The organism is Streptomyces sp. NPDC003300, assembly GCF_040610915.1.
In the GTDB taxonomy this organism is placed as follows: domain Bacteria; phylum Actinomycetota; class Actinomycetes; order Streptomycetales; family Streptomycetaceae; genus Actinacidiphila.
The window spans coordinates 12,539-36,205 of sequence record NZ_JBEXNE010000041.1 but is presented as its reverse complement, the minus strand read 5'-3'; the positions used below and the strand labels follow the sequence as shown (position 1 = coordinate 36,205).

The following is a 23,667-nucleotide window of genomic DNA, read 5'->3' as shown; positions in this document are numbered from 1 at the left end:
AACTACGCAGATTTAACCTCTCGGCTCCTTCTACGGCGGGGTCTACGCGCGTATCTTGAGCCGGATCGCTCATTCCGGCTCATGGTGATGTGCCGTCATGAGACGTGGAAACACGACGTATTCATCGCGTTCAACGCACCGCACGAAGGAGACCCTCACCGGTGTCGCACATCTCTGGGGCAGAGCCCCGCCCTGACAGACCCGGTACTGCCGGGAACCGCAAGCGGCTGGTCACGATCGGGATAGCCGGCGCGGTGGTGCTGGCCGCGGTCGGCGTGCACACCGCCTTCGCGACGCCGTCCGCCGATGTGATGGTGTCCGAGGTGTACGGCGGCGGCGGCAACTCCGGTGCCACGTATACGAACGACTTCATCGAGCTGGCCAACTCGGGCAGCGCTCCGCTGGACCTGAGCGGGTACAGCGTGCAGTACCTGCCGGGCGCGCCGACGCCGACGTCCAAGTGGCAGGTGACGCCGCTGACCGGGTCGCTCGGCGCGGGCGCGCGGTATCTGGTGCAGGAGGCCGCGGGCACCGGCGGGACGACGGCGCTGCCGTCGCCGAACGTGGTCGGCGCCATCAACATGTCCGGTACGACGGGAACGGTCGCCCTTGTGCACGGCACCGACCCGCTGACCTGCGTGACGAAGGCGGACTGCGCCGCCGACGGCACCATCCGTGACCTGGTCGGCTACGGCACGGCCGCGGTGTTCGAGGGCAACGGCCCGGCGGCCGGGGCGAGCAACACCGACTCGGTGGCGCGCCCCGCCCTGACGGACACCGACGACAACGCGGCGGACTTCACCGCGGGCGCGCCCACCCCGGGCGCCGCAGGTGACGGCGGCGGCCCGACGACGCCCCCCACCACCCCGCCGACCACGCCGCCGACCACGCCGCCGACCACGCCCCCGACCGGCGTCGAGGCGAAGATCCACGACATCCAGGGCGACACCCGGCTCTCCCCGCTCGCGGGCAAGGCGGTCACCGGCGTGACCGGCATCGTCATCGGCGTCCGCTCCTTCGGCTCCTCGCAGGGCTACTGGGTGCAGGACCCGACGCCGGACGCCAACCCCCGTACCAGCGAGGGCATCTACGTCTTCACCGGCTCGGTCACCCCGACCGTCGCGGTCGGCGACAGCGTCTCGCTCGCGGGCACCGTCTCCGACTACTACCCGGGCGGCACCTCCGCCGGCGGCCAGCCGGTGACCGAGCTGACCAAGGCCACCGCCACGGTGGTCTCGCACGGCAACGCGCTCCCCGCGCCCGTCGTCCTGGACAAGAAGAGCGTCCCCGACGCGTTCGTCCCGGCCGTCGGCGGCGGCACGATCGAGAACCTGCCGCTGCGTCCCGACGAGTACGCGCTCGACCTCTTCGCCTCGCTCGAGGGCATGAACGTGCAGATCGGTGACAGCCGCGTCGTCGGCGCCACCGACCCGTACTCCGAGCTGTGGGTGACGGTCAAGGCGGACCAGAACAAGACCAAGCGCGGCGGCACCCTCTACACGGGCTACGACCAGCCCAACTCCGGCCGCCTGATGGTGCAGTCGCTCATCCCGACCGCCACGCAGGCGTTCCCGGTGGCGAACGTCGGCGACACGCTGCGCGGTACGACGGCGGGCCCGCTGGACTACAACCAGTACGCGGGCACCTTCGCCGTCCAGGCGCGCACGATCGGCACGGTCAAGAGCGGTGGCCTCAAGCCCGAGGTGACCGACAAGGCCAAGTCGGACCAGGCGACCATCGCCACGTACAACGTGGAGAACCTGGCGCCCGGCAACCCGCAGTCGAAGTTCGACGCGCTCGCCAAGGGCCTGGTCACCAACCTCCGTTCGCCCGACATCGTGGCGCTGGAGGAGATCCAGGACAACAACGGCGCCACCGACGACGGCACGGTCGCCGCGGACAAGACGCTGACCAAGCTGACCGACGCCATCAAGGCGGCGGGCGGCCCGAGTTACCAGTGGCGCTCGATCGACCCGGTCAACGACAAGGACGGCGGCGAGCCCGGCGGCAACATCCGCTCGGTGTTCCTGTTCAACCCCGACCGTGTCAGCTTCGTCGACCGTCCCGGCGGCGACTCCACCACCGCGGTGGGCATCACCGGCACCGGCTCCAAGACCGCGCTGACCGTCTCCCCCGGCCGCATCGCGCCCACCGACCCGGCGTGGAACAGCAGCCGCAAGCCGCTGGTGGGCGAATTCACCTTCCGCGGCGAGAAGTTGTTCGTGATCGCGAACCACTTCAACAGCAAGGGCGGCGACCAGGGCATCGACAGCCGCTTCCAGCCGCCGGTCCGCAGCTCGGAGGTGCAGCGCAACCGCCAGGCGATCCTGGAGCACGACTTCGTGCAGCAGCTCGAGAAGGCCGACCGCAACGCCAACGTCGTGGTCCTCGGCGACCTGAACGACTACCAGTTCTCGCCCGCCGCCCAGGCCCTCACCGGCAACGGCACGGTCCTCACCGACCTGGTCAACACCCTGCCCAAGGACGAGCGTTACTCCTACGTGTACGAGGGCAACTCCCAGGTGCTGGACCACATCCTGGTCAGCCCCAGCCTGAAGCACGTCGACTACGACGTGGTGCACATCAACGCGGAGTTCGCCAACCAGACGAGCGACCACGATCCGCAGGTCGTCAAGATCAAGCCGTAGCAGGTCGTCATTCGTGCGGCGTCACGTCGTCGCAGGTCGTCGTACGGCTGAGTGACGCGTGAGGCACATGTGAGGGGCGGGCCCGGCGGGGTCCGCCCCTTCGCGCTGCACGGCTTTCCTGCCCCACGCCTTGACGCGCGCATGGCGGAGTTATAGACCATTACCTGTTCGAGAGAGCGCTCTCACGAGCGTGCCCCACCCTGTACACGGCCCCCCACCCGGTCAGGAGTCCTCATGCACGCCATGCCGGAAGGCAGCGCGATGCCACACGGCAGCCTCTCGCAGTCAGCGCTCCCGCACGCGCCCTGAGCCGCCGGAAACGGTTACGCCGTAACGCGCGGTCCCGCCGCACCCAGCGGTCACGCCGCGCTCAACGGCCCTGCCGTACACGGCGGTCACGCGGTACGCGGCGGTCACGCCGTACTCCGCACACGGGCGCACCCCCCACAACGCTTCGTCGGGACAGGAGATCTCGCATGTCCACCGGACACGCACCAGAGCAGGACCACGGGCACGACCCTCAGGACCGGGCCGGTACGGCCGGCGCCGCGTCGCACCGCGGGCGCCGCTCCCGCACCCGGATCGGCCTCGCGGCACTGGCCGTCGGCGCGCTGGCCCTGGCCGGCCTGACGGCGGTGGCGAGCCCGGGCGGCGCGGCCACCCCCGCGGCGGCCCCGGCCGTCGCACCCGCCGCCGTACCCGCCCCTCCGGCCGGTTTCACCACCACCTGGAGCGACGACTTCAACGGCGCCTCGGGCACCGGGGTCGACGGCGGCAACTGGAAGTACGACACCGGCCCCGGCAGCAGCTTCGGCACCGGTGAGATCGAGACGATGACCAACAGCACGTCCAATGTCTTCCAGGACGGCAACGGCCATCTCGTGCTGCGCGCCCTCCACTCGGGCAGCGACCCGCGCGCGGGCTGGACCTCGGGCCGGATCGAGACGCAGTCGTCGTCCTTCGGGGCGCCTCCCGGCGGCGTCGTGATGATGCAGTCGTCGATCCAGCAGCCGAATCTGACGACCGCCAACGGCGCCGGCTACTGGCCCGCGTTCTGGATGCTCGGCTCGACGCTGCGCACCGGCACCACGTGGCCGACCTCCGGCGAGGTCGACATCATGGAGGACATCAACTCCCGCAGTTCGGTGTTCGGCACGCTGCACTGCGGCGTCAACCCCGGCGGTCCGTGCAACGAGTCCACCGGCATCGGCAGCGGTGAACGCGCCTGCTCCGGCTGCCAGACCGGCTACCACACCTACGCCGTGCAGATCGACCGCTCGGTCTCGCCCGAGCAGATCCGCTGGTACCTGGACGGCGCCAACTACTTCACCGTCAACGCCAATCAGGTCGACGCCACGACCTGGGCCAACGCGGTGGACCACCCGTTCTTCATCATCTACGACCTCGCGATGGGCGGCGGCTTCCCCGACGCCTTCGGCGGCGGCCCCAACGCGGCGACCGTCAGCGGCGGCCAGATGAACATCGACTACGTGGCCGTCTACAACAAGGGCCCGGGCAGCACCACTCCGCCGTCCAACGGCACCAACCTGGCGCTGAACAAGCCCGCGACGGCCTCCTCCACGGAGAACGCGGGCACCCCCGCCTCGGCCGCCGTCGACAACAGCACCACCACCCGCTGGTCCAGCGCCTTCAGCGACCCGCAGTGGCTGCGCGTCGACCTCGGCGCCTCGCACGCCGTCAACCAGGTCAAGCTCAACTGGGAGGCCGCCTACGCCAAGGCGTTCCAGATACAGGTCTCCAACGACGGCACCAACTGGACCAGTTGCTACAGCACCACGGCGGGCACCGGCGGCCTCCAGACCCTCAACGTCAACTGCACCGGCCGCTACATCCGCGTGTACGGCACCCAACGCGCCACGGCCTACGGCTACTCCCTCTGGGACTTCCAGGTCTTCGGGAGCTGACACCGCCCGAAGCCCGCACCTCCAGGAGAGCTGAACGCCTCCCCCGCGTACCAGGGCGGGCGGACCCCCTGCCGGGCCCGCCCGCCCTCGCCGCGTACCGCCGCGTGTCCTACGCCGTCGCGAAGCGGAAGGTGCTCGTCACCGCGTCGAAGATGTCGTGGAACGCTTCGGCGAGGTCGAGGACGGGGCTGGCGCCGGAGACGAGGACGATCTCGGCGGGGCGGCCGGGAACGGGGATGTAGGTCTGGGTGAGCGCCATCCGGACCGTGCGGGTGTCGCCCTGCTCGACGGGGACGTCCTCGACGCCCACCGTGCGGGCGCACAGGCCGACTTCGGGGATCTCGACGGTGGTGACCCGCCGCCAGGCGTCGCCTTCGCGGCGGGGCGTGATCGTCCTGAGCGTGTCGGCGATGACGCGCGGGTCGGTGCTCAGCGTGGAGCCCTGGGAGCCGGTGGCGCTCACGACGGTGACGGTGACCATCGCGGTCAGCGGGACGCCCTCGAAGTTCTCGGCCATGCAGCCGCAGTAGAGCGCCCCCGCGTCATGGGCGTCACGGGCCATCCGGCGCAGCAGCGCGACCAGGTCCTTGCGGTACGGGGCCAGTTCGGGGACGGCCCGGACGCGCGCGTCGATCAGCGCGCGGACGGTCTCCTCGCGGCCCTCGGGCCGTACGTCGAACTCCCACCACGACTCGGGTACGGACAGGGAGACGCCGACCGGCGGGGCGGCGGGGGCTTCCGGCGTGCTCTCGTTCATGACCGGCTATTCCTTCGTGCCGTGCGGGGCGGGCCCCTGCTGCGGGCCGGGGGCGCTCTCGGTGGAGTCGGCGAGCTGCTTGGCCAGGTCGGTGTCCACCTTGCGGATCTCGCTGACCACGGTGGTCGCCATCTTCTCCAGGCCGGTGAGCTGCTTGTGGATGTCGCCCCTGCCGTCCTTCCAGTTGGCCTGGAAGTGGTCGAGCGCGCCGGCGACGCTGCCGTCGCCCATGTCGTCCTCGAAGGCCCGCAGGGTCGCCTTCGTGTCGTCGAGCCGCTTGGTGATCGACCCGAGCATCGTGGCGAAGTCCTCCAGCAGGTCGAGCGGTATCGCCAGCCGGTCCTCGCTCATGCGTCGCCGTCCTCCCAGTCCAGGCTGCGGGCGCGGTACGTGTAGGTGGCGCAGAATGCGGCCAGTTCGGCGGGGAGCGGCTGGACGCAGTCCACCGAGTAGTCGAGGAAGTATTTCGGCGCGATGGCGTTGTACTCCCAGAAGGTGTATTCGGGTTCGAGCCGGTCGAGCACTTCCTGGTAGAGGTCGCGGACTTCGAGGAAGTCGAGCAGTTCCGGCAGCGTCCATTCGGCGACGGATTCGCCGGGGTCGCTCGGCAGCCGTGTCGTACCGGCTTCCGAGGACTTCCGCAGCGGGCTCCCTGCGGCGAGCGTCCGCACGTCGTCGGCGGAGAGGAAATGCCAGGGGCCGTCCTTCTCGACGAACACCCAGCTGTCGACGTTGGCATGGCGGAACAGCTCTCCGGACGCGCCGAAGAACACCTGCTCGGTGAAGGCCATTCCGGGGCGGCGCTGCTGCCGGGTCCGCCCCTCGAACTCGACCTCCACGTCGTGGTCGCCCTGGGTGAGCTGCCGCAGCGCGTCCGCGCGGAACTCCCGCCGGTACGGGGAGGTGCGCAGGCACGAGTGGTGGAAGGAGCCTTCCAGGAACACCTCTTGGGGGTCCCAGGGCGCCAGCAGCATTCGGTAGCTCTTCACGAACGTGGTCCAGCCCGGCACCTGGAGGACATAACGTCCGCAGAACTGGCAGGCGTTGGGTCCGTTCATCGCGCCCGAATCCTCCGTACTCACACTCAATGCCGTCGCTGAAGGTGATTCACGCCGACTATACATGAGGCACTCTCACCACGTACCCGCGGTCATTCATGGGACCGCCCGGCGGATATTGCCCCTGTGGCACGTCGATAATTCCGTTGTGGTCGAAGAACGTGACATTGCCGTCGCGGCTGACCACGGCTTCCACGTGCCTGCTCGCCTTGTTGTCGAGGTCGAACTGCATACTGTTCCGCATTCCCCGGGCCCGTTCGATATCGGTCGGCGGCCCCGGTATGCGGTCCTCGGGGTGGGTGTGGACGGTGAACTTGTAGCCCCGGCCGCGCAGGTCCTTCGGAATGGAACTGCCGATCTCCGTGCCCCGGAAAAGCCGAAGTTCACCGCCGGGGCCCTGGACGATGGCGTGTTCCACACCCGCGAATTTCTGGAGTTCCGCGAGGTGGGTGACATTCACCTCGGCGGGGCGGATCTGGATGTGGCCGTCCTCCAGCGCCTTCACCAACTGCTTGGCCTTCGGTGACAGATCGCGGAAGGGAATGGTGCCGCCGGGCAGCCGGTCGCCGCCCTTGAAGGCGACCGTGATCGCCCGGAGACCCTCGCCGCCGTCCCGGATCAGCGATGCCATGTTCTTGAGCGCGCCCTTGGCCGAACCCAGCGCGTGGGCACCGATCTTGAGCAGGCCGCCCGCCTTGTAGAGCTCGGCGAGCTTGCCGAGGGAGGTCAGGCCCTTGGTCATGGGGACGCAGTCCAGGACGGCGAAGAGCACGTCCCACAAAGTGGCCTTGCCCTGGATGTATTTGGTGACGGTGTCGGCAAGGACGAGCAGCGCCGCGGCGACGACGAGCCAGGCGAGCGGGCCGCCGATGATCATCACGACGATGCCGAGGACCGCCACGATCCACTTGCAGACCGTGATGATCTCGTCCCAGTGGTCGGCGACCCAGTGGACCGCCTTCTCCCACCAGTGCCGGTTCCTGATCCCCGCGTCCGACGCCTCGTGCAGCCTGGCCACCGTGCGTCGCGCCGCGTCCTCCCGCATACCCCGCGCCTGCTCCGCCAGCCGCTTCGCCGCGTCGAGCGCCGACTGCGCGGAGGAGACGGCCTGCTGGGCGTCGGCCCGACGGGCCTTGGCGGCGGCCAGGTCACGGGTGGCCTGGCGGACCTGGTCCGAATCGGGCGGCGGGACGGTCGCGCCGTGGTTCTTCGCCGGATCGTACGAGTCGGCGGTCGACGTGGCCGTGTGCACCCAGTCCTGCGCACCGTTCAGACCGCTCTGCGCGGAGACCAGCCGGGCATGCGCCGTGCGCCCGTCGGCCAGGGCGCGGTCCGCCTGGTACTGCGCGTGCTCCAGATCCGGCCAGTACGACTCCAGCGCCTCCGCCGCGATCCGGTACGACGTGTGCAGCTTGTCGAGATTCTTCGGCGTCGACCCGAACTCCTCCCGGAACGCGTCCGCCGACAGCCCCGCCCACGCCAGGATCGCGTCCTCCGACTGCATCCCCTTCACCAGCCGCAGCGCGCCGCCCACATCGTCCGCGAACTCGTGCAACTGCCGCGACAACGTCTTCACCCGCGACGCGTCACCCGGAACCGGATCGCGATCCATGTCGAGTATGTGCCAGTCGCTCGGACGACCCATGCGTCAATCCCCCCGTCGGCGCGTGGTGTTCAGCGGGTGGTGTTCACGGGTGGTGAACCGGTGATCAACAGCTGATCATCAGTAGAGACGTTTCACGCTACCTGAAGGGTTCCCGGTCGCGGTATCGGCTTTCTTTTGGTCAACCAGTGGTCAAGTCGCGTGTGAGGAAGACGAACTGAGCGGGTTTGTCCGGGAGTTCGACGCGGGGGCCGAGGGTGAAGCCGGTGCTGAGGAGACGGTCGATCGCGCGGGTGTTGCGGGCGTCGGGTTCCGCGACGATACGGCGGCAGGCGGGGTCGGCGAAGACGTGGGCGAGGAGGGCGGTCAACAGGTGCCGCGTGTAGTCGGGTTCGCGTTCGGCGCCGGGGTCGATCGGGCCGACGAAGACGTGGACGCCGACGTCGCCGGGCAGCCGGTCGTAGAAGTCGCCGATGGGGTCGGCCTCCGGCTGGTAGGCCTGGAAGAGGGCCACGGGGCGGTCGTCGCGGCGGACCAGGTAGGCGTGGTGGGTGTCGAGCGAGTCCAGGAAGGCGTAGATCTCGCGCACCTGGTCGCGGGTCGCGTCGCCCATGCCCCAGAACCGGCCCCGCTCCTGGGTGACCCACGCGTGGATGAGGTCGATGTCCCGGTCGGGGTCGACGGGCACGAAGCGGACGGTCCCGAAGCCGGCGGGCGGCCCGTGAAAGGCGGCGGCTCCAGCGGGGCCAGCGGCAGGCGCTTCGGTGGCTTCGGGTGCTTTCGGGGCTTCGGGCACAGAGGTCTCCCTGGTGAGTCGGGTCCAGTCGGTGACCACGGGGACGAGGTCGCCGCGCAGCCAGTACGGAAGCTGGTCGCGGTGGTGCGGGCCGCCGGGCACTCCGCTCGCTCCGAAGGGCACGACCCACCGGCTGTTCTCACGGTCGGCCAGATCCCATACGTAGCGGGCGGCGGGCCCGCGCAGGCTGTGGTGGGTGATGCCGGGGACGCTGGACGTGGACAGCACGCAGTCGTGGTCCCCCGCCAGCCCCGGCCACACCTCGGGCGCGTGCCCGTACGCGTCGGGCGGCAGCGCCTGCCAGGGCGCGAGCCGGTGCAGTTCCCCCCAGGTCCGCTCCCCCGCACCCGCCTCCCCCGCACCGGCCCCCGCCGTCTCCTCCAGCGCGGCCCGTACGATCGCGGCCCGGTCCCGCGCGGGTATGAGCCCGCCGCCCAGCAGCGTCTCCAGCGCGAACGCCACCCGGGGCACCAGTGCCAGCCACGGCGTGAACGTCGCGGGATACGACGGCAGATGGACGAGTTCGGTCAGCGGGGCGAGCGCGGGGTGCGCGGCGAGACCGCGGACGACCGCCGCCCGCAGTACGGCGTATGACGCGGCGTCAGTGCTCTCGGCCGCCATCCGCCGGTCCCAGCGCAGGAGTCGTGCGCCGAGAGCGGAGGCCGCGGGACTCAGCGGCGGCGTGTCAGGGCCCTGGAGGTCGGCGACGTGGTCCAACAGGGCGCGGGCGGAGCCGAGATGGACGTCGGTGTGGATCGCCCCCATGCCGTCCGCCGTCCAGTCGTCGGCGGATGCCAGGAGGCGGCGGATGCGGCGCGCGCGGTGCGGCGCGGCGAATTCGGTGCCGAGCGGGGCGGCCAGTTCGCGCGCGTTGGCCATCACCGCGAGGCCGTCGCGGACGTCGGCGCGCGGCAGGGGCGCGTAGGCGCCGGTCCACGCGTGCTCCTTCCGCCACGCGGGCACGGCGTACAGGGAGTTGTCCGGATGCCGTACGGGCACCCGGCCCGCCGTCCGGTGCAGGAGGCCGCCCTCGGTGTCGGCGGCCTGCACGACGTTGACCGGCTCGACCCAGCCGTCCAGCGCCCGGTCGACGTCGCCGACGGTGGTGGCGCGCAGCAGCGACGGCAGTGCGGAGAAGCCGAGTTCGGCTCCGGCGCGGGCGGGACAGCGCAGGCTGACGGCGTTCCAGATGGTGTCCGCGCGGCCGTCCGACGCGCCGCCGTCCGACGCGGCGGGGGTCTCGGGCGCGTCGGGGCTCTCGGGCGCGTCGGGGTTCTCCGGCGCGTCGGGGCCGCCGATGATCACCGGGCCGCGTGCGGTCTCGACGATCTCGACCCGGACGGGGTCGGCGTCCGCGACGGCGACGGTCTCGGTACGGGAAGCGGCGGGCTCCCAGCCGTCGGGGCCGAGGGCCCGGACGGAGCCGTCGGGGGCGCGGCGCAGGCGCTCGCGGTAGAGGTCCTGGTAGTCGGCCATGGCGTTGGTGATGGCCCAGGCGACCCGGCCGGTGTGGCCGAAGTGGGCGAGGCCCGGGACGCCGGGGACGGCGAGGCCGACGACGTCGAACTCCGGGCAGGCCAGGCGGATCTGCTGGTAGACGCCCGGTGCCTCGATGAAGCGGTGCGGGTCGCCCGCGAGGAGCGCCGCGCCCGTGGCGGTGCGGTCCCCGGTGATCAGCCAGCCGTTGCTGCCCGCGGTGCCGGGCCCGTCGGTGGCGAAGGCCGCGACGGCGTCCGGGCCGAGCCGCCGGGCCGCCTCGTACCGCCAGAGTTTGGCGGGGAAGCCCGCGAAGAGGATGTGGGTGGAGAGCCAGACGGCCAGCGGCGTCCAGGGCTGCCAGCGGCCGGGCGCGAGGCCGGTGGCGGCGAACTCCGGTGCCTGCGCCGCGCCTTGGGGCAGCCCGGCGTTGACGCCGTCCACGTAGGCGGCGACCCACCGCGCGGTGTCCTGGTCGAGCCGGGCGTGGCAGCGGCGGGCGGTGTCGGCGAGCAGCGCGCGGCGGGCGAAGCGGTCCCACTCGACGGCGTCGGCGCCGAGGAACGCGGCGGTGCCGCCCTCCGCACGGTGCCGTTCGGTCTCCAGCTGCCAGGCCCGGTCGACGGCGGCGTTCCGGCCTTGAGCGAAGGCGAGTTCGCGGGCGCTGTCCGCGCGGAGGTGGGGGATGCCCCAGGCGTCCCTGAAGACCTCGCTGCTCACCCTGACTCCCTCTGATCATTAAGGTTAGGGTGCCCTAACTTAACAGGAATCGGGGACCTCACAAGGGCCGGACACCTCACAGGGGCCGGACACCTCACAGGGGCTGGGGACCCACAGGGGCCGGGGACCCCACGAGGGCCGGGGACCCCACAAAGGCCGGGGACCTCACAGGGATCGCGGGCCACACGGCGGCGGGCGGCACGGCCGCGGGCGGTACGGAGCCCGCCCGTACCGCCCGCCGTCACGCCGCGTCCCCGGGTCCGGGTGTCAGACGCCCTCGGACACCTTGAGCACGATCTTGCCGGTCAGGTGCCCGGCCTCGCTCGCGCGCTGCGCGTCGGCCGCCGCCTCCAGCGGGAACACCTCGTGGACGGCGATGGTCAGCTTGTCCGCGGCGAACAGCGCCAGCGCCTCCGCGAAGGCGGGCTCGCCGTAGTACCCCTCGGCGCCCGAGGTGAAGCGGACGCCGAGCTTGCCCGCGCCCGGCGCGTCCGCGATGGACAGCACCCGCTCGGTGCCGCCGGTCAGCTCGACCGACGCCTGGAGCGCGTCGCCCCGCCCGGCCGCGTCGAGCGCAGCGTCGATCCCCTCGGGTGCGGCGACCCGCACCCGTTCCACCAGCCCGTCCCCGTAGGCGACCGGGACCGCGCCGAGCGCCCGCAGGTGCTCGTGGTTGGCCTCGCTCGCCGTGCCGACGACCTTGACGCCGCGCGCGACCGCGAACTGTACGGCGACGGTGCCGACGCCGCCCGCCGCGCCATGGATCAGCAGCGTCTCGCCGGGCCGCACCTTGAGCATGTCCAGCGCGCGGTACGCGGTCTCCGCCGCGACCGGCAGCGCCGCCGCCTGCTCCCAGCTCAGCGTGCCGGGCTTGAGGGCGACCTTCGCGACCTCGGCGAGCGCCCGCTCGGCGTAGGCGCCGGTGGCGGTCTGGCCGAAGACGTCGTCGCCGACCGCCAGGCCCTCGACGCCCTCGCCCAGCGCCTCGACGACACCCGCCGCCTCAAGGCCCGGCACATGCGGGAAGTCCACGGGGAAGACCTGCTCCATGTAACCGGCGCGGATCTTGCTGTCGAGCGGGTTCACGCCCGCCGTGCGCACCGTGATCCGCACCTGGCCGGGGCCCGGCTCCGGCACGTCGGTGTCCACGGCCCGCAGCACGTCCGCGGAGCCGTATTCGGTGAAGGCGATGGACTTCGTCATGGGTTCACAATCCTTCGGAGGGCTCGGAAATATTCGAGAACATTCGGAAACCTGAAGCAATTGCCTTGGCGGGCGCCCGAGGAGACGCGGCGCCCTGGTGCGACGGCGGCGTTCCCCGGGCGTTCCGCCGGCACCTCCTAGGCGTTCCCCGGGCGTCCCCGGGCATTCCCCGGGTGTCCCGGGGAACTCCCCGGGTGTCCCCGGCACTCCCCGGGGTCCTTCAGGGCACTTCCCAGCATCGCCGCGGGCCGCCGCCGACCCGGCCCGCCGTTCGGACGGTTCCGCCCGGCCGAAAGGACAGTCCGCGCCCATCATCGCCGCCGTACGCTCGGGAGGCATGCCGAGCCATGACGGAATCCGCCCGCAGGACGCCCTCGCGCGGGCCCTGGTCGTCACCCGCGCACCGCTGCCCGACACCATGCGGCGGCTGTCGGAGGTGCTGACCGACCTGGTGCCCCACCGGGCGGTCGCCCGGCGGAGCGCCGTCTGCACGTTCACTCCGACGGCGGCCTTCGGCGATGAGGAGCTGACCGGCCGGATCACCGGCGCCGAACTGACGCGCCTGGCCGGGCGGGTGACGGCGGGCGCGCCCTGGCAGGGCGAGGCGGTGCTGGCCGGGGCGCCGCACCCGGTGCTCGCCGTCGCTTCCACGCGTGAGTTCGCCGAGCCCACCGAGGCCGCCGACACGGGCGCGGGCGCGGGCCCGCTGCTGGTCGCCGTACGCTCCTCGGCCGAGCCGCTGGACGCCGACGTCACGGCGGTGGCGCAGGGCCTGTGGGACCTGGTCACCGTCAACCAGGAGCGCCGGATGGCGGAGGCAGGACCGACGCAGGCGGCCAGTTCGCGGGCCGCCGCCGCGGCCAGGGCGCGGGCCATCGCGGAGCTGACCGACGCGCACTCCTCGGTGCTGTCGGCGATCCTCGGTACGCTGCGCGCCGCGTCGCTGGACGACACCGCCGCGCGGCGCGGCGCCGTGGACCTGGCCGTCGCGGCCCTGATCGACCTGCGCGCGGGCGCCGACCTGGACCGGGAGCTGAGCGAGGAGCCCGCGGACGCCGCCTTCGGCCGCCTCACCGCCGAGCTGCGCCCGCTGCTGCGCTACAGCCCCGTCGAGCTGGACCTGCGCCCTCCCGCCTCCCGCCGTACGCTGGCCGCCGACGTGGCCCACGGCGCGCGGGCGGCGGTACGCGGGGCCGTCCTGGCCATGCTGGAGCAGGGCGACCTGGGGCGGCTCCATGTGAGCTGGCAGCTCGACGAGGACACGCTCCGCGTGCTGGTACGCGACGACGGGCCCGGCCTGCTCGCCCCGGAGGCGCTCGCCGTCCACCGCTTCACCGACCGGCTCACGGCGCTCGGCGGGCGGCTCGTCCTCGACGCCCTGCCCGGCTGGGGCTCCACCCTCACCGTCACCCTGCCGCTGTCCCCCGACCTCCCGGCGGCCCCCGCTGCGGCCGGGCCGCTGGACGCCCTCCATCCGAGGGAACGGCAGGTCCTCGAAGAGCTCGCCCTCGGGCGCCGCAACCGCGAGATCGCCCTCGCCCTCCACATCAGCGAGTCCACCGTGAAATTCCACGTCGCCAACATCCTCGCCAAGCTCGGCGTCGCCTCCCGCGGCGAGGCCGCCGCCCTCGCCCGTACGGCGGCGGCCACCGCGTAGACCGCGGGCAGCCGTCACCGGTCGGGCGTCAGGCCGCGACGGCGACCGCCGCGCGGCCGAGCCGGACACCGCCGCGGGCCGGCCGGAAGACGACGAGCCGCAGGAGCAGGAAGCGGCCGAGGCCGGCGAGGGCGGAGGCCGCGATGTAGACGCCCTGCCGGGTGAGGGCGTCGCCGGACGGATACGCGGAGGCGTAGGCGAGCAGCGCCCCGGTGGTGAAGAGGTACGACAGCAGGACGGTGAGCGCGCAGGCGCAGTGGTCGGACCAGGTGGCGCCGCCCCGGCCGAAGGTGAAGCGGCCGTGGAGTTCGGTGGCCAGGACCGTGGAGCCGATGGTGACGACGGCGTTGGACAGGGCGAGGGGGACGCTGTCGCCGATCAGCAGGAGGACGCCGCCGGCGAGGACGGTGACTCCGCCGCCGCACAGCACGAACCGCACGAAGGAGGCGAGGGCCGCGGTGCGCGAGGACGGGGACGCGATGGCCGCCGGGCCGGTGATCGCCGTGCTGGCGGCCATGGTCAACTCCTGTGTCGGTGACGGCCGCTGAGGGCGCCCGTCGTCGTGTCACCGACTCTTCCGCACGGCCGCGCGCGGGCCCATCAGGTGTGTCCCCCATTGCGTGTGGGGGCTACCCCCACCCCTCCTCAGGGGCGTACCCCCCACATCCCCGAGGGTTCCGATCATTAGAAGAAGATGAACGTACTTATCCATGGTTTACAAGGCGGGTGGCGCACATCACCCTTGCTTTGCGCGGCACAATGCCTCTTTTGTCCAGATGTGAGCCATATACGCGTTTGACCATGCCTGGCACTGCGTGCCAGAGTCTTCTCAACGGCCCGCACCGACCCGCGCTCGGCCGTTCCACAGACGCCGCGAACCACACCCCCCTTGCTTCGCGGCGGTTCGAAGAGGCCCTTGCGCAGTCGTTACCACGACGCGAAGGGCCTCTTCACAATATCCGGGCCGGTCACGGCGGTACGGCCCCGACGCCCCCGCACGACGGCCCCGACTCCCGCGCCGGGCGCGAACTACCGCTCCGGGACCCGCAGTTCGAACCACGTCGTCTTGCCGCGCGGCTGGAGGTCGACACCCCAGCGGTCGGAGAGCTTGTCCACCAGGAACAGGCCCCGGCCGCTGGCGTCCAGGCCGCGGACCGGCAGCAGGCAGGGCAGCGCCCGCGAGGGGTCCCGCACCTCGACCCTGACCCAGCCCCGGCGCCAGTGCATCCGCAGCCCGAACGTCCGCGCCCCGGTGTGCCGTACGGCGTTGCCCACGAGTTCGGAGACGAGCAGTTCCACGGTGTCGGCGAACTGCGGGAGGCCCCAGACCCGTACCACGGAGAGCGCCAGGCGCCGGGCGGTGGAGGCGGATTCGGGACGGGAGGTCAGATGGACCTCCTGGACGGACGGGTCGCCGTACAGATCGAGGGCCTTGGCCGCCGTGTCGTCGGTGAGAACGGGAACCGCACCCGCGGCGGTGTCCACCCGCTGCGGCTGCTCAGATGCTCCCCGGCCCGCCATGACTTCATGATGGCTGCAATTGCAGCGCTCCGAGGGGTAACCGGGGGAATTCGTCCGACGGAGTACGCCGCCCCACACCTGTGACTAGGCATATGCCCTGGGCACAGAACACCCCTCAACGGCCCTGCTGATCAGTGGAGTTGACGTATGCAACCATCACAGCGGATGGTGGCGGCCTCCCATTCCTTAAGGCTGGCATAAGGTTGCCTTAAGGTGAGCCGCGCACCCTGCGTCACCTCTGACGCGCTGTCAGCCGAGCATCCGTTCGACGCTCAGCCGCATGTGCGTCGGATCGCCGTCCCCGGCTGACCACGCGTCAGCATCCGCGGGCTCAGCGGAAGGTGGCCTTCCCCGGTCCGTCCTCGACGAAGCTGCGCATCCCCGTCTCGCGGTCCGCCGTCGCGAACAGCCCCGCGAACAAGGTGCGTTCGATCGTCAGCCCGGTCTCCAGATCCGTTTCGAGACCCGCGTCGACGGCCTCCTTCGCGGCCCGCAGCGCGTACGCGGGACCGCGCGCCAGCCGCTCCGCCCAGGCCCGCGCCCGCGCGTACACCTCGTCGGCCGGGACGACCTCGTCCACCAGCCCCAGCGACAGCGCCTCCTGCGCCGTCACCATCCGGCCGGTGAAGATCAGGTCCTTGGCGCGCGAGGGACCGACCAGCCGGGACAGCCGCTGGGTGCCGCCCGCGCCCGGGATCAGACCGAGCAGGATCTCCGGCTGTCCGAGCTTCGCGTTCTCGCCCGCGATCCGGTAGTCGGCACACAGTGCCAGCTCGCAGCCGCCGCCGAGCGCGTAACCGGTCACGGCCGCCACCACCGGCTTCGGAATCCGCGCCACCGCCGTGAAGGACTCCTGGAGCGCCCGCGAGCGGTCGACCATGTCCTCGTACGACATGGCCTGCATCTCCTTGATGTCCGCGCCCGCCGCGAACACCTTCTCCCCGCCCCACACCACCACGGCCCGTACCTCGGGACGCCGCGCCGCCTCCTCGGCGACCTCCTTGAGCCGGTCCTGCGTGCCGGAGTCCAGGGCGTTCATGGGCGGCCGGTCGAGCCGGACGGTGCCGACGCCTTCGTCGACTTCAAAGGTCACAGTCATACGGGCGAGCGTACGACGGACGGCCCGCCCCAGGTCAGGGGCGGGCCGTCGCGGCTCACGTGCGGTGCCTCACACGGGCGGAGCCCGATGCGGAACCTGATGCGGAACCCGGTCAGGACGTCCACTCGCTCCAGGGGAGGTTCCAGCCGTTGAGGCCGTTGTACCACTGGACCGTCTTGTCCTTGGAGTTCTGCACCTGCACCACGTCACCGATGATCGACTGGTTGTAGAACCATGCCGCGGGGGTGCTCGCGTCACCCGCGCCGCGCACGTCGTGCAGACCCACGCAGCCGTGGCTGGTGTTGCTGTTGCCGAAGACCGAGGTCGCGGCCCAGTAGTTGCCGTGGATGAAGGTGCCCGAGGTGGTCAGCCGCATGGCGTGCGGCACGTCCTTGATGTCGTACTCACCGCCGAAGCCGACCGTGTCGCCGTTCATCCGGGTGGTCACGTACTTCTCGGAGATGACCATCTTGCCGTTGTACGTGGTGTGGTCCGGCGCGCCCGAGGAGATCGGGATGGTGCGCAGCACCTTGTTGTCGCGGTAGACGGTCATGGTGTGCTTGGCCGCGTCCACGATGCTCACCTGGCGGCGGCCGACGGTGAAGTGGACGTCCTTGTGCTGCTTGCCGTAGACGCCGGGGGCGCCCTCGACACCGTTGAGGTTGAGGCTCAGCGTGACCTTCGTACCGGCCGCCCAGTACTCCTGCGGGCGGATGTAGAGCTGCTGGTCGCCGTACCAGTGCGCGGCGACCGGGACCGACGGGCTCGCGGTGACCTTGACGCCTTCCTCGACGGCCTTCTTGTTCGTGATCGGCCGGTTGAAGTTGAGGAAGACCTCCATGCCGACGCCGACGGTCGAACCGTCCTCCGGCGTGTAGTAACCGACGAAGGTGTTCTTCGGGGTGACCGTGGTGAAGCTGGAGTGCTTGTCGGACTCACGTCCCGCGTCATCCTTGGCGACCGCGTCCACCGAGTACTGCGTGGACGTGTCCAGGTGCCCGGCCGGCACCCATCCGGCGCCGTCGGCGGAGATCGCGCCCTCCACCTCCGTGCCCTTGTCGTCCTTCACGACGACCGACGAGAGCTTGCCGCCCTGCGCCGTGACCTTCAGCGTCCCCGTGGTCGACACCTCGGTCGAGCCGTCCTTCGGCAGGATCGTCACGACGGCGGTCGAGGCGACCGTGTCCGACGCGTTCGCCTTGCCGTTCGAGGCCGACGTGGAGCCGTTCCCACTGCCGGACTTGCCGCCGCCACCGCCGCCACCGCACGCGGTGACCATCAGCAGCAACGCTCCGAGCGCCAGCACCAGAACGTTTCTCCTGATACCCGGCGCAGCCAATATCGGCTTCAACTCTTGCTCTCCCCTACCGCCCGGAACACCTGAACTCCCCTGGTCAGCGCAAGACAATCACACGGAACAAGCGCGAGTGCTCACGAGATTGTCACCGTTCCGTCCCAGATGGCTGTGGACCGGGGCCGGTCGGGGGTGTAGTGGGGGTGCGGCGGACGGGGAGCCCGCGTGCGCGGACGGGGCGGCGGACTGGGGAGCCCGCGCATGCGGGACGGGGGCGGCGGACTGGCGAGCCCGCGCGCGGGACGGGCGGGGCCGCCGCTACAGGGCGGAACCCGCCTGCCACTGGGCCCAGCTGAGATTCCAGCCGCCCATCCCGTTGTCGGCGGCGACCGTGCGGTCATGGGAGTTGGTCACGCGGATCGGGTCGCCGACCAGGGAGTGGTCGAAGAACCAGCCCGCCGGGCTGGTGGCGCTGCCGCCCTTGACGTCGCGCAGCCCGATGCAGCCGTGGCTGACGTTGGTGGTGCCGAAGACCCCGGCTGGAGACCAGTAGTTGCCGTGCACGAAGGTGCCGGAGTTGGTCAGCCGCATCGCGTGCGGGACGTCCGGGATGTCGTATTCGCCGCCGAAGCCGACCGTCTGGCCGTTCATGCGCGTGACGGCGTGCTTCTCGGCGATGACCATCACGCCGTCGTACGTGGTGTGCTGGGGCGCGCCGGTCGAGGCGGGGAGGGTGCGCACGACCGCGCCGCCGCGCCGGACGACCAGAGTGTGCGCCACCGCGTCGACGGTGCTGCGCTGGTCGCGGCCGATGGTGAACCGCACGTCCTTGGACTGGGTGCCGTAGACGCCGGGCGCGCCCTGGACGTCGCGCAGCCGCAGGTGGAGGGTGACGCGGGTGCCGGCCTTCCAGTAGTCGGCGGGGCGCAGGTCGAGCCGCTGGCCGCCGAACCAGTGGCCGGTGACGGTGACGGCGGGTACGGACGTGACCGTGATGGCGCGTTCGACGGCGGCGCGGTCGGTAACCGGGCGGTTGAACCTCAGCGAGACGATCATGCCGACGCCGACGGTCGAGCCGTTCTCCGGGGTGAAGAAGCCGATGAAGGTGTGCTGCGGCACGAGGGTGGTGAAGTCGGCGTGCTTGGCGGCCGGGCGGCCCTGCTCGTCGACCGCGTAGGCGTCGACGGTGTAGCGGGTGGCCAGCGCGAGGCGTCCGGTGGGCTGCCAGCCGCTGCCGTCGGCGGCGAGGGTGCCGGGCACGGCGGTGCCGTCCGCGCTCTTGGCGGTGACCCCGGTGAGCTTGCCCTGGCCGACGGTGACGCGCAGCGTCCCGCTGGCGGGTACGTCCTTCGCGCCGTCGCCGGGCGATACGGTGATGGCCGCCTGCGAGACGTCCGGTACGGCGGTCGAGGTGTCGGTCGACGTGGCGCTCGGCGCCCGGTCGTCACCCCCGCCCGTCCCGCCGGACCCGCCGGACCCGCCCGGTCCCCCGCAGCCCGCGATCAGCGTCGCACCCAGTACCACTCCCGCACCCGCGCGCAGCACGCGCCTCACCGCTGTCTTCACGCACCGTCAACGAGACGACCGCCGCCGGGGAAACGCGCTGTCCGCCGGCACGTGCACCGATCAACCGTGTGACTCCGTACCCCCCGGTGGGAATGAATGGAGCAGCGGGTGCGGGGAAACGGCCGTCGACGCGGGGAGGGACACCCGGCGTACGGTACGGACCCGGCCCGCCCTGCCGGCACAGCGCACCTGGTCACAGCTCGGTCCTTCGGAGCCGCGGGAGGCATACACGTGTCAGAGACACGCGAACACGGCGTCGTGGGACGCCCGGAGGGTCTTCCGCTGCCCGCAGGCGATCCGGGGGTGGCGACCGTACCGCCGCCGTCGCCGGTGCCGGGCCCGGCCGTACCGCGGGACCCGTCTGTCGCACTCGCCCCGGCCGTACCGCGGAATCCGCCGGTGGCTTCCGTATCGCTGCCGTCCGGTGCGTCGGACCGGCGGGTGGCGCCGCGGCTCGCGACCGTGTGGCCCGGCTCGGCGCAGCCGCTCGGCGCGCGTTTCCACGCCGGTCCCGGCGGGCGCGCGGGCACCAACTTCGCGCTGTGGGCGGGCGGGGCGGAGTCCGTCGAGGTGTGCCTGTTCGACGCGGACGGCACCGAGACGCGGGCGCCGCTGACCGAGCTGACCCATGAGATATGGCACGGCTTCGTACCGGACGCGCTGCCGGGCCAGCGGTACGGCTACCGGGTCGGCGGTCGCTGGGACCCGTGGACCGGCGCCCGCTGGAATCCGGCGAAGCTGCTGCTCGACCCGTACGCGCGGGCGGTGGACGGCGACTTCACGCTGGTCCCCGAGGTGTACGGGCACGTGCGCGACTGGCCCGAGCGGCAGGTCGCCGACACCGTGCGCGACAACCGCGACTCGGCGCCGTACGTCCCCAAGGGCGTCGTGGTCGACGATGACGACGACTGGGAGGACGACCACCGGCCGAAGACGCCCTGGTCGGACTCGGTGATCTACGAGTTGCACGTGCGCGGTTTCACCCGGGCGCACCCGGACATTCCGCCGGAGCTGCGCGGTACGTACGCCGGTCTCGCGCACCCGGCGGCCATCGCCCATCTGACCCGGCTCGGGGTGACCGCCGTCGAGCTGCTGCCGGTGCACCACTTCGCGCACGAGGAGCACCTGGAGCGCAAGGGGCTGCGCAACTACTGGGGTTACAACTCGATCGGCTACTTCGCGCCGCACGCCGCGTACAGCGCGAGCGGCACGCGCGGCGAACAGGTCGGCGAGTTCAAGCGGATGGTGCGGGCGCTGCACGCGGCGGGCATCGAGGTGATCCTCGACGTGGTCTACAACCACACCGCCGAGGGCGGCGAGGGCGGCCCCACGCTGTCGCTGCGCGGTATCGACAACCGCGGTTACTACCGGCTCCAGCAGGACGCGCGGCGCTACGCCGACTACACCGGCTGCGGCAACACCCTCAGCGTCGTCCAGCCGCACGTGCTGCGGCTGATCACCGACAGCCTGCGCTACTGGGTGACCGAAATGGGCGTGGACGGCTTCCGGTTCGACCTGGCGGCGGCGCTGGCCCGCTCGACGCACGACGTGGACATGCTCTCCCCCTTCCTCACGGTGATCGCCCAGGACCCGGTGCTGCGCCGGGTCAAACTGATCGCCGAGCCGTGGGACGTGGGCTCCGGCGGCTACCAGGTGGGCGCCTTCCCGCCGCTGTGGACGGAGTGGAACGACCGGTTCCGCGACACCGTACGGGACTTCTGGCGGGGCGCGGCCGGGGACGTACGCGATCTGGCGTACCGGCTGTCCGGGTCGAGCGACCTGTACGACTGGGGCGGGCGGCGGCCGTACGCCTCGGTCAACTTCGTCACCGCGCACGACGGTTTCACCCTGCGCGACCTGGTGAGCTACGAGCGCAAGCACAACGAGGCCAACGGCGAGGACGGGCGGGACGGCACCGACGGCAACCGGTCGTGGAACTGCGGCGCCGAGGGGCCGACCGACGATCCCGGCATCAGCGCGCTGCGCCGCCGCCAGATCCGCAACCTGCTCTCCACACTGCTGCTGTCCACCGGGGTGCCGATGCTGGTCGCGGGCGACGAGATGGGGCGGACGCAGGGCGGCAACAACAACGCGTACTGCCAGGACAACGAGGTGAGCTGGATCGACTGGTCGCTGGCGGACGATCCGGCCTGGCGGTCGCTGTCCGATCTCGCGGCGCGGCTGATCGCCCTGCGCCGGGCCCATCCGGTGCTGCGGCGCGGCGGCTTCTTCTCCGGGCTCGCGCAGGCGCCGGAGGGGTTGCGCGATCTGGCCTGGTTCGGGCCGCGCGGCGAGGAGATGACGGACGAGGACTGGTTCGCGCCGGGCTCGACGCTGGGGATGTTCCTGTCGGGGCAGGAGATTCCGCAGCGGAACGCGCGGGGGGAGGCGGTCGTGGACGACAGCTTCCTGCTGATCGCGCACGCGGGGTCGCGGCCCGCCGCTTTCACGCTGCCGGGGTCGCCGTGGGCGGCGGCGTACGAACTGCTCGTCGACACCGCCCTGGAGGAGCAGACGGCGGCGCCGGAGGGGGCGCGTGCGGCGGCTGGTTCCGAGGTGGCGGTGGCGGAGAGGTCCGTACGGCTGTACCGGGCGTGCGGCGGCGGTGAGGGGCGGGAAGAGCTGCTCAGCGGGTGAGTTCGGTCACCGGAGCGGGCGGGCGGCGGGGGGTGGCGGGGGCCGGTGGGTTGACCGGTGCGGGGGATGGCGTGGACCGGTGCGTTGACTGGTGCGTGAACCGGCGCGGGGGATGGCGTGGACCGGTGTGGACCGGTGTGGACGACACCGAATGGTCCAGTCCACTATGTCCTGGTGACCTCTTCCGCGCCCAGCCCCGACCGCGCCGGGGCCGATGCCGCCGAGCCGCTTTCGCAGCCGAATCTCATGCCGTTGTCCGACGCCGCGGTGGACCTCCCGCGCACGTCCCCGGTAGACCTCCCGCGCACGTCCCCGCTTCCCGGCAAGGAGCGGCTGTGGTCGGCGAATTTCCGGTTCTACTTCACGGCCCGCTCCGTCGCCATGCTCGGCGACACGATGCTGCCGGTCGCGCTGTCCGCGGGCCTGATCCAGTACGGCTACTCGGCCGGTGACATCGGCCTGGTGATGGCCGCTTCCACCGCGTGCTTCGCCGGATTCGTCATCTTCGGCGGGGTCTTCGCGGACCGCTTCAACGCGCGGCGGCTGATGATCGGCGCCGATCTCGTACGCGTCGGCACGCAGTCCACCGCGGCGGTGCTCTTCCTCACCCACCACATCACGCTGTGGGAGATGGCGCTGATCGCCGTCGTCAACGGCACGGCGGCGGCCATGTTCCAGCCGGGCGTGGCCAGTACGGTCGTCCGGGTCGCCACCGATGTGCAGGGCGCCAACGGTGTGACCCGTACCGCCGAGTCCGTCGCGGGGCTGGCCGGGCCCGCGGTCGCCGGTGTCCTGATCGGCTTCACCTCACCGGGCGTCGTCTTCGCCGTCCACGCGTCCACGTATCTGGTCAGCGCGCTGTGCCTGATCGCGCTGCGGCTGCGCCCGCTTCCGGCGAAGACGGGTGCCGGGACGGGATCGGGGTCGGGCACCGGCTCGGGCACTGGCACGTTCAAGGCCGATCTCGCGGAGGGCTGGCGGGAGTTCCGCGCGCGCACCTGGATGTGGGGGGTGATCGTGATCTGGATGGGCTACATGATCTTTGTCTTCGGCCCCTACATACCGCTCGCCGCCGGTCAGATCATCCCCGAGCACGGCGCGGGCGCCTACGGCCTCGTCAACTCCGCCCTCGGCGGCGGCACCGCGGTCGGCGCGCTGATCGCCATGCGCGTACGCGCGGACCGCCCCTTGCGCGCGGGCTCCATCGCCCTCTTCGGCACCGCCCTGATGCCCGCCTCGGTCGGCTTCGACCTCCCGGTCCCCGCGATCGCCGCCTGCGTCTTCGGCTCCGGCATCTGCTGGGCCTACTGGGGCGTCAACTGGGCCACCAGCGTCCAGACCCAGGTCCCCGGCGAGATCCTCAACCGCATCCACGCCTACGAGGTCGCCGGCTCCATCGCCATGATGCCGGTCGGCCAGTCCCTCGCCGGCCCCGCCTCCGCCGCCTTCGGCGCCCGCCACGTCCTCCAGACCGGCGCCGTGGTCACCCTCATCGTCTGCACCCTCCTCCTCTCCGTCCCCGCCATCCGCAACCTCCGCCGAGTCCCCACGCCTTAGGGCCTGTCCGGCGGATCACGACCGGCCCCTCACCACCCGCCCCAACGGGGCAATCCGGCCGCCCCTGCCCCCATTCCCCCGGGCGGGCGGGGAAGGCGCGCCGCACTGACGCAGGAGGGGGCGCCCGCGCAGTTCCCGCGCCCAACGTCG

At 71.8% G+C, this 23,667-nt stretch carries 16 protein-coding genes; 5 read left to right on the top strand and 11 right to left on the bottom strand.

The features are described 5' to 3' along the window. The first annotated feature begins 227 nt into the window (after positions 1-227). Together ABZX65_RS34365 and ABZX65_RS34360 are read left to right on the top strand one after the other, a co-directional pair. A complete protein-coding gene (locus ABZX65_RS34365; RefSeq protein WP_355349355.1) occupies positions 228-2,648 on the top strand; it encodes an endonuclease/exonuclease/phosphatase family protein in 2,421 nt (806 codons plus the stop codon). Between the two features lie 476 nt (positions 2,649-3,124). Beyond that, positions 3,125-4,573 (top strand): discoidin domain-containing protein, encoded by a 1,449-nt coding sequence (locus ABZX65_RS34360; RefSeq protein ID WP_355349321.1) that lies wholly within the window; start codon positions 3,125-3,127, stop codon positions 4,571-4,573. 109 nt (positions 4,574-4,682) lie between these two features. Here the strand turns inward: ABZX65_RS34360 and ABZX65_RS34355 are convergent, their stop codons facing one another. From ABZX65_RS34355 to ABZX65_RS34330, 6 genes are all read right to left on the bottom strand, one after another. Continuing rightward, entirely contained in the window at positions 4,683-5,330 is a 648-nt protein-coding gene (locus ABZX65_RS34355; RefSeq protein WP_355349317.1) for a hypothetical protein, read from the bottom strand. Positions 5,331-5,336: 6 nt separating this feature from the next. Continuing rightward, positions 5,337-5,681: a hypothetical protein gene (locus tag ABZX65_RS34350; RefSeq protein ID WP_355349314.1), complete on the bottom strand. Its 345-nt coding sequence runs from the start codon at positions 5,679-5,681 to the stop codon at positions 5,337-5,339. Then, positions 5,678-6,388, bottom strand: a complete 711-nt coding sequence (locus tag ABZX65_RS34345) for a hypothetical protein (RefSeq protein ID WP_355349311.1) — start codon at positions 6,386-6,388, stop codon at positions 5,678-5,680. Before ABZX65_RS34345 ends, ABZX65_RS34350 begins: the two co-directional genes overlap by 4 nt. Before the next feature lie 58 nt (positions 6,389-6,446). Further along, entirely contained in the window at positions 6,447-8,033 is a 1,587-nt protein-coding gene (locus ABZX65_RS34340) for a putative T7SS-secreted protein (RefSeq protein ID WP_355349308.1), read from the bottom strand. 139 nt (positions 8,034-8,172) lie between these two features. After that, positions 8,173-10,983, bottom strand: a complete 2,811-nt coding sequence (locus ABZX65_RS34335) for a GNAT family N-acetyltransferase (RefSeq protein ID WP_355349305.1) — start codon at positions 10,981-10,983, stop codon at positions 8,173-8,175. Positions 10,984-11,250: 267 nt separating this feature from the next. Beyond that, on the bottom strand, positions 11,251-12,186 hold the full coding sequence (locus ABZX65_RS34330) for an NADP-dependent oxidoreductase (RefSeq protein WP_355349302.1): 936 nt from the start codon (positions 12,184-12,186) through the stop codon (positions 11,251-11,253). A gap of 337 nt (positions 12,187-12,523) precedes the next feature. Here ABZX65_RS34330 and ABZX65_RS34325 point away from each other — a divergent pair, with 337 nt between their 5' ends. Next, positions 12,524-13,843, top strand: a complete 1,320-nt coding sequence (locus ABZX65_RS34325; RefSeq protein WP_355349299.1) for a LuxR C-terminal-related transcriptional regulator — start codon at positions 12,524-12,526, stop codon at positions 13,841-13,843. Between the two features lie 28 nt (positions 13,844-13,871). On the opposite strand, the gene ABZX65_RS34320 is transcribed toward ABZX65_RS34325, so the two are convergent. The 5 genes from ABZX65_RS34320 to ABZX65_RS34300 form a co-directional block, all read right to left on the bottom strand. After that, entirely contained in the window at positions 13,872-14,360 is a 489-nt protein-coding gene (locus tag ABZX65_RS34320) for a hypothetical protein (protein ID WP_355349296.1), read from the bottom strand. 512 nt (positions 14,361-14,872) lie between these two features. Then, on the bottom strand, positions 14,873-15,364 hold the full coding sequence (locus tag ABZX65_RS34315) for an ATP-binding protein (RefSeq protein ID WP_355349293.1): 492 nt from the start codon (positions 15,362-15,364) through the stop codon (positions 14,873-14,875). Positions 15,365-15,695: 331 nt separating this feature from the next. Beyond that, positions 15,696-16,463, bottom strand: a complete 768-nt coding sequence (locus ABZX65_RS34310; protein ID WP_355349290.1) for an enoyl-CoA hydratase-related protein — start codon at positions 16,461-16,463, stop codon at positions 15,696-15,698. 112 nt (positions 16,464-16,575) lie between these two features. Continuing rightward, on the bottom strand, positions 16,576-17,742 hold the full coding sequence (locus ABZX65_RS34305) for an Ig-like domain-containing protein (RefSeq protein WP_355349352.1): 1,167 nt from the start codon (positions 17,740-17,742) through the stop codon (positions 16,576-16,578). A 333-nt stretch (positions 17,743-18,075) separates the two neighbouring features. Beyond that, positions 18,076-19,323, bottom strand: coding sequence for an Ig-like domain-containing protein (locus ABZX65_RS34300; RefSeq protein WP_355349287.1), 1,248 nt, complete (start codon positions 19,321-19,323; stop codon positions 18,076-18,078). 414 nt (positions 19,324-19,737) lie between these two features. Between ABZX65_RS34300 and glgX the strand changes: the two genes are divergently transcribed. Both glgX and ABZX65_RS34290 read left to right on the top strand, forming a co-directional pair. Beyond that, positions 19,738-21,960 carry a glycogen debranching protein GlgX gene (glgX, locus tag ABZX65_RS34295; protein WP_355349349.1) on the top strand — a complete coding sequence of 741 codons (2,223 nt, stop codon included), beginning with the start codon at positions 19,738-19,740 and terminating at the stop codon, positions 21,958-21,960. Between the two features lie 174 nt (positions 21,961-22,134). Then, complete coding sequence (locus ABZX65_RS34290; protein ID WP_355349284.1) at positions 22,135-23,517, top strand: MFS transporter; 1,383 nt, start codon at positions 22,135-22,137, stop codon at positions 23,515-23,517. Positions 23,518-23,667: the final 150 nt, after the last annotated feature.

Coding starts and splice junctions, on each gene's coding strand:
- ABZX65_RS34330 (WP_355349302.1), bottom strand. CDS start 12,186: ATGACGAAGTCCATCGCCTTCACCGAATACGGCTCCGCGGACGTGCTG.
- ABZX65_RS34320 (WP_355349296.1), bottom strand. CDS start 14,360: ATGGCCGCCAGCACGGCGATCACCGGCCCGGCGGCCATCGCGTCCCCG.
- ABZX65_RS34305 (WP_355349352.1), bottom strand. CDS start 17,742: ATGGTCACCGCGTGCGGTGGCGGCGGTGGCGGCGGCAAGTCCGGCAGT.
- ABZX65_RS34350 (WP_355349314.1), bottom strand. CDS start 5,681: ATGAGCGAGGACCGGCTGGCGATACCGCTCGACCTGCTGGAGGACTTC.
- ABZX65_RS34360 (WP_355349321.1), top strand. CDS start 3,125: ATGTCCACCGGACACGCACCAGAGCAGGACCACGGGCACGACCCTCAG.
- ABZX65_RS34345 (WP_355349311.1), bottom strand. CDS start 6,388: ATGAACGGACCCAACGCCTGCCAGTTCTGCGGACGTTATGTCCTCCAG.
- ABZX65_RS34315 (WP_355349293.1), bottom strand. CDS start 15,364: ATGGCGGGCCGGGGAGCATCTGAGCAGCCGCAGCGGGTGGACACCGCC.
- ABZX65_RS34310 (WP_355349290.1), bottom strand. CDS start 16,463: ATGACTGTGACCTTTGAAGTCGACGAAGGCGTCGGCACCGTCCGGCTC.
- ABZX65_RS34340 (WP_355349308.1), bottom strand. CDS start 8,033: ATGGGTCGTCCGAGCGACTGGCACATACTCGACATGGATCGCGATCCG.
- ABZX65_RS34355 (WP_355349317.1), bottom strand. CDS start 5,330: ATGAACGAGAGCACGCCGGAAGCCCCCGCCGCCCCGCCGGTCGGCGTC.
- ABZX65_RS34325 (WP_355349299.1), top strand. CDS start 12,524: ATGCCGAGCCATGACGGAATCCGCCCGCAGGACGCCCTCGCGCGGGCC.